The 8915-nt window shown below is 57.6% G+C and carries 9 protein-coding genes; 7 read left to right on the forward strand and 2 right to left on the reverse strand.

Annotated features, from left to right (window positions below; translation table 11 throughout):
* Nucleotides 1–170: 170 nt before the first annotated feature.
* The 7 genes from ACK4OE_RS13425 to ACK4OE_RS13455 all read left to right on the forward strand — a co-directional run bounded on the left by ACK4OE_RS13425 (nt 171) and on the right by ACK4OE_RS13455 (nt 6659).
* On the forward strand, nt 171–617 hold the full coding sequence (locus tag ACK4OE_RS13425) for a hypothetical protein (protein ID WP_409885312.1): 447 nt from the start codon (nt 171–173) through the stop codon (nt 615–617).
* Nucleotides 618–666: 49 nt separating this feature from the next.
* Complete coding sequence (locus ACK4OE_RS13430; RefSeq protein ID WP_409885313.1) at nt 667–1029, forward strand: response regulator; 363 nt, start codon at nt 667–669, stop codon at nt 1027–1029.
* Between the two features lie 39 nt (nt 1030–1068).
* Entirely contained in the window at nt 1069–3210 is a 2142-nt protein-coding gene (locus ACK4OE_RS13435; protein WP_409885314.1) for a chemotaxis protein CheW, read from the forward strand.
* Nucleotides 3211–3264: 54 nt separating this feature from the next.
* Entirely contained in the window at nt 3265–3753 is a 489-nt protein-coding gene (locus ACK4OE_RS13440) for a chemotaxis protein CheW (protein ID WP_409783900.1), read from the forward strand.
* A gap of 107 nt (nt 3754–3860) precedes the next feature.
* Entirely contained in the window at nt 3861–4766 is a 906-nt protein-coding gene (locus tag ACK4OE_RS13445) for a CheR family methyltransferase (protein WP_409885315.1), read from the forward strand.
* A 30-nt stretch (nt 4767–4796) separates the two neighbouring features.
* Nucleotides 4797–5546 carry a chemoreceptor glutamine deamidase CheD gene (cheD, locus tag ACK4OE_RS13450; RefSeq protein ID WP_409885316.1) on the forward strand — a complete coding sequence of 250 codons (750 nt, stop codon included), beginning with the start codon at nt 4797–4799 and terminating at the stop codon, nt 5544–5546.
* Between the two features lie 15 nt (nt 5547–5561).
* The gene (locus tag ACK4OE_RS13455; protein WP_409885317.1) at nt 5562–6659 is read left to right on the forward strand and encodes a chemotaxis response regulator protein-glutamate methylesterase; all 1098 of its coding nucleotides are present in this window, start codon (nt 5562–5564) and stop codon (nt 6657–6659) included.
* A gap of 92 nt (nt 6660–6751) precedes the next feature.
* Here ACK4OE_RS13455 and ACK4OE_RS13460 read toward each other — a convergent pair whose 3' ends face one another.
* Nucleotides 6752–8650 (reverse strand): ATP-binding cassette domain-containing protein, encoded by a 1899-nt coding sequence (locus tag ACK4OE_RS13460; RefSeq protein ID WP_409885318.1) that lies wholly within the window; start codon nt 8648–8650, stop codon nt 6752–6754.
* Nucleotides 8651–8696: 46 nt separating this feature from the next.
* On the reverse strand, nt 8697–8915 hold a 219-nt coding region (locus ACK4OE_RS13465; protein ID WP_409885319.1), incomplete at its 5' end, for a hypothetical protein.

Below are 8915 nucleotides of genomic sequence, written 5' to 3' on the forward strand. Positions count from 1 at the left end.
GGATACAAATTGGAACAAACAAGGGTGTTTGTCCGGTTGGGGTGGTTTCGGTGTCAGGGTCCAATGGACCCGGGAGCCCTGGTTTGTGCGGGGGCTCGGGGCCTTCCGCGCAGGTATCGTAGTCCTGTGTTTTTGCGTGCTTTGCTGCTGTGTGCTGCGATGGAGAAACGATGCAATCTACGCTAACAACGTCTGGAGGACCTGCTGTCCAGGTTCCCGTCATGGTGGCGGCAGAACTACAGGATTCATTGTTGGTGGTAATGCATGACCTTCATCGTTTGGAGGGACTGTTGAACCACGCAACGGATAACCTGCTTGAACGGTTCGGTGAGGCCAACGCTGTCTTGACGGATGCCGTGGTGGCGGACACCCCTGAGCTGGTTGCAGCGCGGGCTGCGTTGCGCAGTGCTGTGACTGAGCTTCAGTTCCAGGATATGGCCTCGCAGCTTATATGGCATACGACGAAGGTCTTGCAGGGCTGCGCTTTCCGGCTGGCATCGGAAGCAATGGGTCATGAAGAAGGTGAAGAGGCAGCGCCTTTTGCCGAAATGGCGCCAGACAGGCCCAATCCTGTTACGCAGAGCGAGATGGACGCAGGTTCTGTGGACCTGTTTTGACGTTCACATCACTGGTTAACCTATATATTCAAGTCAGTTGGAGCCTTAAATGCAATCGATCCTTGCCGTAGATGATTCACCGTCCATGCGAAAAATGGTGGCGTTCACCCTCACGGGTGCTGGCTACCACGTCGTGGAGGCGGTGGATGGGCAGGATGCCCTCGAAAAAGCTGAAAGCCATGACATTGATCTCGTGCTTGCTGACCAAAACATGCCTCGCCTCGACGGCATTGGTCTGACCCGCAAGCTGCGCGAGCACCCCAAATTCAAGACCATTCCCATCTTGATCCTTACCACCGAGTCGAGCGATCAGATGAAGCAGGCCGGACGCACCGCCGGGGCGACGGGTTGGCTGGTCAAGCCTTTCGATCCCAATCGCCTGATTGAAGTTATCCAGAAAGTGATCCGCTGAGTCGCTTGACCCGGATCATCACCTACATAGGAGCCCACCATGGCGGAAAGCTACCAAGAAGGATCGGGTGCAGGCGCGGACTTCGACCTGAGCCAGTTCTATCAGATATTTTTTGAGGAAGCGGGCGAAAACCTCGACCAGATGGAGCAAATGCTCCTTGACCTCGATCTGACCAACGCTGACGACGAAGAACTCAACGGCATCTTCCGCTGCGCTCACTCTATCAAGGGTGGCTCTGCTACTTTCGGATTCTCAGATGTGGCGGAGTTGACCCACCAGATGGAGTCCCTGTTAGACCGCCTGAGGCGTCATGAGTTGCAACCCATCCCCCAGATGGTGGACGTGTTGCTGGAATCTGCCGACGCATCCCGCAGCCTCCTTGCGCGCCACCAAGCGGGGGGGCAGGGTGATGCAGTCTCCACCACCTCGCTGGTCCGCCGAATTAGTGAATTGGCAGCGGGACAGGTGCCCAGCGATACCCCTGCAGTAAGTGCTCCGCCTCCGCCGCCGCCCGCGCCAGCTCCGGCCGTGGCTCCAGCGCCGAAGGTCGTCAAGCCATTGGTGGCAGGGCAGGTGCGTCAGCTAGAAATCCAGATCGGCCCTCTGGAGCGCCTGGAGCAGGCCGATACGATCAAGGAGTTGTTCCGCGACATTCCTGGACTGGGCGCGATTCGGGACATCACAAGCACTCAGCCCAACACCCGCCTCTTCTCGGTAGAGACGACGTCCACCAACGACGATTTGTTGGATCTGTTTGCATTCCACGTGTCCAAGGAGCATGTGCTCATTCGTGACGCCGTAATCGCAGGCAAGGACGAAGACGCCCAGTCCGAGGACGAGTTGGCGTTGGGTGTGGATGCGTCCGGATCAGAGGCACCCTATGGGTTCTTCAGTGGCGCTCCCGGCGCGCCGCTCGCTGACGTAGTTCAAGGTGCTTTGGACGCCCCGACGAGTGCCCCCAAAGCTGTCGCAGTCAAGGCCGTGGCTGAACCGAAAGCCGCTATTCAGGCGCAGATGGAGTCCACCACCATCCGTGTGGATGTCAAGAAGGTCGACCAGTTGATCAATTTGGTGGGTGAGTTGGTGATCACTCAGGCCATGCTGGCTCAAAACAGCCGCGGTCTGGACTCGGGCGCTTACCAACAATTGTTGGCAGGGCTTGTAGATCTGGATCGAAACACCCGCGATCTTCAAGAGTCGGTCATGTCGATTCGGATGATCCCCATGTCGATCGTCTTCAGTCGGTTTCCGCGGATGCTGCGCGATCTCGCCAACAAGCTGGGTAAAAAAGTGGAGTTGGTGACGTTGGGTGAAGCGACAGAGCTGGATAAGGGATTGGTCGAGAAGATCACTGACCCCCTGACACATTTAGTGCGAAACAGCTGTGACCATGGCATTGAGATGCCAGCGGACCGCTTGGCCAAAGGTAAATCCGAGCACGGAACCATCACGCTGTCGGCATCGCACCAAGGCGGCTCAATCGTTATTGAAGTACGAGACGATGGTCGCGGTTTGTCGCGTGAAAAGATCCTGAGCAAAGCTCAGGAACGCGGGATTGAAGTGTCCGAGCAGATGAGCGACGCTGAGGTGTGGCAGCTGATCTTTGCCCCAGGTTTCTCCACGGCCGATGAAGTCACTGATGTGTCTGGTCGGGGCGTTGGAATGGATGTGGTCAAGCGCAATATCGCGGCGCTCAATGGCTCTGTGGAAATTGACTCCGCCGAAGGCTACGGCATGAAAGTGTCCGTGCGTCTGCCGCTGACGCTGGCCATCATGGACGGCATGTCCGTGGGCGTTGGGGAAGAGGTTTATATCCTCCCCCTGTCGTCGGTGGTGGAGTCGTTTCAGGTTAATTCGGACGATGTGAGCACCGTGGCGCAAGGCTCTCAGCTAGTGAAGGTTCGGGACGAATACATGCCCGTCATTGCACTGGAGAAGATATTTCAGGTGCCCCGTTTCGACCTCAACAAGTCCAGCAACATCATGGTGGTGGTTGAAGCCGACGGCAGCCGCGTTGCGCTGCTCGTCGACGAGCTGCTTGGCCAGCATCAGGTGGTGGTCAAAAACCTTGAATCGAACTATCGCAAGGTTCCCAATGTGTCCGGGGCAACCATCTTGGGTGATGGCACGGTTGCGCTGATTTTGGATACGGGCGGCCTGGTGCGCAGGGCGCGCCACTAGATTCAAGCGCTTGCGCCCTTTGTGCGCAGCGTTGTCACGAAAGGAGAATGCACCATGAGTGTGATGGGTAAAACTGCAGACGCTGCGCCTTCGGGAGCGCGTGAGTACCTGACGTTTCGTCTTGACCAGGAAGAGTACGGCATCGATATCCTGAAGGTGCAGGAAATCCGTGGCTATGAACCGCCCACGCGGATCGCCAATGCGCCTGACTTCATCAAAGGAGTGGTCAATCTGCGCGGAACAATCGTTCCCATCGTAGATATGCGCATCAAGTTCAACTGTGCGCAGGCGGACTACAACAGCTTCACGGTAGTCATCATTCTCAACCTCCGCAATCGCGTGGTCGGAATTGTGGTCGACTCGGTGAGCGATGTGATGGAACTCACCTCCGAGAGCATTCGCTCTGCGCCCGATATCGAAAGCGCCATTGATAACAGCTGTATCTTGGGCTTGGGCTCAGTAGGTGAGCGCATGCTGATTTTGCTGGATATCGAGAAGCTCATGTCCAGCGTGGACATGGGGCTGGTCACCGCCAACGAGTAATACGAATCCGCAAAAGACCAGCGAGTGGTGGCCCAGGCACATGCCAGGTCGCAAGCGCAGCTTGCAGGCCTCTTGGAGCGAACAGGATTTCCCTTCGGACGATCAATATGGCCCAACCCACCAGTCTTTCCTCTTCGGCACGGCAGCAAGCTCCCAGGATAGATCCTGCATATGCTGCCGCTACTGCACCCTCGGGGCCCCTGGCACAGGGGCGGGAATTCGTATGGACCAATGCGGACTTTGCCAGGGTCCAAGCACTGATTTACCAGCGGGCAGGCATTAGCCTCCACGATGGAAAGCATGCAATGGTGTACAGCCGACTTTCGAGGCGGCTGCGGGATACGGGGCATAACAGCTTTCATGACTATCTGGGCTGGCTGGAAACGCACGATGGCCCCGAGTGGCAGGAGTTTGTGAATGCTCTCACCACCAATCTGACAGCGTTCTTTCGCGAGCAGCACCATTTCGAGATATTTGCTTCACATCTGCGAGCCAAACCTTCGGCCAACTGGCGTGTCTGGTGCAATGCAGCGTCTACGGGCGAAGAGCCCTATTCCATAGTCATGACTGCCTTTGAGGCATTGGGAGCCAATGCCTCGTTCAAATTGACTGCCAGTGACATCGATTCCCGCGTGTTGGCGACTGCTGCGCAGGGCGTCTACCGGCTGGACAGCCTGAAGGGCCTGAGCCCCGAGCGGCTTCAGAAATTCTTTCTGCGTGGCAAAGGCGGGAATGCTGGCATGGTGCGCGCCAAGCCTGAGTTGCGCCGCGTTATCGACTTCATGAGCGTCAACCTTATCAGGGACGACTGGCCGTTCAAAGAGCCCTTTGACGTTGTGTTCTGCCGCAACGTGATGATCTATTTTGATGCGCCCACCCAGCGGCGCGTGCTTGAGCGGATTCACCGGGTCTTGAAGCCGGGAGGTATGTTGTTCGTCGGCCATGCTGAGAACTTCAGCGAATCCCGCGACCTGTTCACCTTGCGTGGCAAAACGGTGTACGAGCGCCGTTGACCTGTCCATGTTGTCTAGCCATACGCACCCATGACCAACATTCAAACAGGCGTTTCATCCGCCACGGCCAATGCCGCTTCAGGCGGCTCTGAGCGGCGCCGTGCCCCCCGCATTGCGCCACTGAGCTCGGACATCTATTCGGCAGGCGCTGCCCCGGCGCGAGAGTCCTCGTTGCAAGAGCTGAAAGCCCGGGCCCGCAAGCCTGGGGAGGCGTCGTTCTTTTACTTTGACCACCACTTTCATCACAACTCTGTAAAGGTTCTCCCCGGCGAATATTTTGTGGCCGACGAGAACATGGTCATCATGACCGTGCTGGGCTCTTGCATAGCCGCTTGCCTTTGGGACAGCCGGGCGCACATCGGCGGCATGAATCATTTCATGCTGCCGGATGGTGACCTGGCAGACGCGTCAGGGCGCTACGGCTCGTACGCCATGGAGTTGTTGATCAACGAAATGCTGAAGCTCGGTGCCCGCCGCGAAACCATGCAGGCCAAGATTTTTGGTGGGGCGCAGGTGATGCACAACTTCACGACCATGAATGTGGGCGAGCGAAACACCAATTTCGTGTTGAATTATCTGCACACCGAGCGAATTCCCATCGTCTCCGAGGACGTGCTGGACATCTATCCACGCAAGGTGGTTTTCTTCCCGGTCACCGGTAAGGCCATGGTCAAGCGGCTTGCGCATGCACACCCCGAAACACTGGTGGCGCAAGAAGTCCGCGGCAATGCTGCGACCGTCGCCAAGACGACCTCCGGTGGTTCTGTGGATCTGTTTTGAGGAAGGTTTGAGTTAATGAGCAGGAAAATCCGGGTGATCGTGGTGGACGATTCGGCGTTGGTCCGCAGTCTGCTGTCCGAGATCATCAACCGGCAGCGGGACATGGAGTGCATTGGTACTGCCAATGATCCTTTGATAGCGCGGGAAATGATCCGTGAGCTCAACCCTGATGTGATTACGCTGGACGTCGAGATGCCCCGCATGGACGGCATCGATTTTCTGGGGCGCCTGATGCGCCTTCGTCCGATGCCGGTGGTCATGATTTCCACGTTGACCGAGCGCGGGGCAGAAGTCACGATGAAAGCGCTCGAACTAGGGGCCGTCGATTTCGTAGCCAAACCAAGGGTCGGGTTGGCCAGTGGCCTTAATGATTTGGCCACCCAGATCGTCGACAAGATTCGAGTGGCGGCCGTAGCCCAAGTTCGACGGGCACCAAGCCGTGACACTCCCTCGTCCGCGGGTTCTGGAGGCGGTGCACCCGCCGCGCAGGTTTCTGCACTGCTCGGGCGCCTTTCTACCGAAAAAATGATCTGCATCGGCGCGTCCACAGGGGGGACCGAGGCCATCAAGGAGGTGTTGGTTCAGATGCCGGCAGACTCGCCCGGCATTGTGATTACCCAGCACATGCCACCAGGCTTTACCACCAGCTTTGCTGCGCGCCTGAACGGCTTGTGCCAGATCACGGTGAAAGAGGCGGTGAACGGAGAGCGCATCTTGCCAGGGCACGCCTACATTGCGCCCGGCGGGACCCAGTTTCATGTGGCGCGCAGTGGCGCCAACTATGTGGCTGTGGTGGACGATGGGCCACCTGTGAACCGGCACAAGCCTTCGGTTGAGGTGCTTTTCAAATCGGCGGCTGCAGTGGTGGGGCGCAACGCCTTTGGGATCATGCTCACCGGCATGGGAAACGACGGCGCCGCCGCCATGCGCGAGATGAAGGACGCTGGTAGCTATAACTATGTGCAGGACGAGGCCACTTGCATCGTCTTTGGCATGCCGCGTGAAGCCATTGCCCACGGCGCTGCGGATGAAGTGTTGCCGCTGGGGCAAATAGCACCCGCTCTCATCACCCGCTTACGGGGCGCTACCGACCGTTTGCATCACCGCATCTGACAAGCCCGGTGCGGCTAAAGACGGAGAAGCAATGGCACAGAGGCATCTGCCTCCGTTGCCGTCGCCAGTCTGCGTTGATGCGGCGCTTCCAGTCAGGTCGACAATTGGGTCCAACGCTCTAGAGCCGTCATCAACTCCTCGTCGATGACGCTTGCCCGGGTTGTCATGGTGGCGGCGCGTAGGGGGTCGCTGCCGTACAACGATCCGTCTGCCAACGCTTGCTGTAAATCTTGCTGCTCCGCCTCCAGGGCAGCGATTTGTGCCGGTAGTTGGTCCAGCTCGCGCTGCTCTTTGTAGCTCAATTTCTTTTTTGATAGCTGCTCAGGCTTACTGGATAAGCGCTGGACTGTATTTTTATCAGAATTTTCGGCTTCAGCCTTCAATGATGCAGCGGTGGACGCTTTGAGCGCCCGGCTCCGCTTGGACTGTAGTAGCCAATCCTGTACTCCGCCTTCGTACTCTCGCCACAGGCCATTGCCTTCGAAAGCAATGGTGCTGGTTACCACGTTGTCCAGAAACGTTCGGTCGTGGCTGACCAGAAAAACGGTGCCTTCGTAGTTCTCCAGCAATTCTTCGAGCAGATCCAGAGTATCGATGTCCAGGTCATTCGTGGGCTCGTCGAGCACCAGAACGTTGGCGGGACGAGCGAACAGTCGCGCCAAGAGCAGGCGGTTGCGCTCACCACCTGACAACGACCGCACGGGCGAGTGTGCGCGCGCCGGTGAAAAGAGGAAGTCGCTCAGATAGCTCTTGACATGTTTGCGCTGGTTGCCGATCTCGATCCATTCGCTGCCAGGGCTGATGAAGTCTTCCAGCGTTGCGTCCAGGTTGACCGCATGCCGCATCTGGTCAAAGTAGGCGACTTGCAGATTCGCGCCTTGGCGGATGGTGCCACTGTCAGGTTGCAGCTCCCCAAGAATCATTTTGAGCAGTGTCGTCTTGCCTGCACCGTTCGGGCCAATGAGGCCCACCTTGTCGCCACGCAAAATGGTGCCAGTGAAGTTGTGAACGATCGTCTTGTCGCCAAACGACTTGCCCACGCCCTCCATCTCAGCAACGATCTTGCCTTGGTAGCCGTTGGACCCGCCGGTTGCAACGTCCATCCGGACGCTGCCTACTACATCACGACGCGCCTCTCTGCGCGCGCGCAGATGCTCTAGTCGGCTGATACGGCTCTGGCTGCGGGTTCGCCGCGCTTCTACCCCGCGGCGTATCCATACTTCTTCTTGTGCAAGCAACTTGTCGGCCTTGGCGGAGATGACAGCTTCTTGGGCCAGTTGTTCCTCTTTTTGTAGAAGGTACTGCGCGAAATTTCCGGGATAAGACCTCAAGTGTCCGCGGTCTAGCTCCACGATGCGTGTGGCGACGCGGTCCAAGAAGGATCGGTCGTGCGTGATGGTGACTACACTGCCTGGAAAGTCGAGCAACAGGTCTTCCAACCATTCGATGGAGTCGAGGTCCAAGTGGTTGGTTGGCTCGTCCAGCAGCAACACGTCTGGGCGTGCAACGAGTGCTTGGGCCAAAGCGACACGTTTTTTGGTGCCACCCGACAATGTGCCGACCACCGCGTCGGGGTCGAGATGCAGGCGTTGAAGGGTTTCCTCCACACGTTGCTCCCAATTCCATGCGTCATAGGCCTCGATTTCGGACTGCAGGGCGTCTAGGTCCAAGCCATCCTCACCCGACAGATACTGATCGCGGATTGCAATAACCCGTTGTAATCCCTCAGACGCAGCCTTAAAGATGGTTGCAGTGGGGTCAAGCGTGGGTTCCTGTGCAACAAAGGCAATGCGAACTCCTTGCTGAACTTGCAGTGAGCCATCGTCAGGTTTTGCGAAGCCCCCAAGGATCTTGAGCAGTGAAGACTTGCCTGCTCCATTCCGACCAATCAGACCCACGCGTTCTGCGGTCTCCAGAGAAAAGCCGGCGTGATCCAGCAGTGCGACGTGCCCAAAAGCGAGTTGGGCGTCCAGTAAGGTGATAAGTGCCATAGGGGATGGATTATCGGGGTGGGGGCTCGTTTGAGTCGGGCGGCTCTTAGTGGTGCCACATAGGCGCGGCAATAGAATCGGCTTGTCCGCGGAATGAGCACGAGAGGCTTGGCGAAATTTCTTTACTATCTTCTGCAGAGCATCCAAAAACGGTGCTATAGTCGAGGGCTTCGCTACTAACGCGGTGCTGCAGAGATGTAGGGCGTAGTTGGTAGTTCTGCTGGTGGTTCAGGTATTGATCTGGGTTGTTGGTGGTGAAGAAAAA

The sequence above is a fragment of the Acidovorax sp. genome, from assembly GCF_046314175.1.
GTDB lineage: Bacteria > Pseudomonadota > Gammaproteobacteria > Burkholderiales > Burkholderiaceae_C > Acidovorax.

What these genes read in the sequence shown, in the direction of transcription:
- ACK4OE_RS13425 (WP_409885312.1), top strand. Translation starts at nt 171, where the DNA reads ATGCAATCTACGCTAACAACGTCTGGAGGACCTGCTGTCCAGGTTCCC.
- ACK4OE_RS13430 (WP_409885313.1), top strand. Translation starts at nt 667, where the DNA reads ATGCAATCGATCCTTGCCGTAGATGATTCACCGTCCATGCGAAAAATG.
- ACK4OE_RS13435 (WP_409885314.1), top strand. Translation starts at nt 1,069, where the DNA reads ATGGCGGAAAGCTACCAAGAAGGATCGGGTGCAGGCGCGGACTTCGAC.
- ACK4OE_RS13440 (WP_409783900.1), top strand. Translation starts at nt 3,265, where the DNA reads ATGAGTGTGATGGGTAAAACTGCAGACGCTGCGCCTTCGGGAGCGCGT.
- ACK4OE_RS13445 (WP_409885315.1), top strand. Translation starts at nt 3,861, where the DNA reads ATGGCCCAACCCACCAGTCTTTCCTCTTCGGCACGGCAGCAAGCTCCC.
- cheD (WP_409885316.1), top strand. Translation starts at nt 4,797, where the DNA reads ATGACCAACATTCAAACAGGCGTTTCATCCGCCACGGCCAATGCCGCT.
- ACK4OE_RS13455 (WP_409885317.1), top strand. Translation starts at nt 5,562, where the DNA reads ATGAGCAGGAAAATCCGGGTGATCGTGGTGGACGATTCGGCGTTGGTC.
- ACK4OE_RS13460 (WP_409885318.1), bottom strand. Translation starts at nt 8,650, where the DNA reads ATGGCACTTATCACCTTACTGGACGCCCAACTCGCTTTTGGGCACGTC.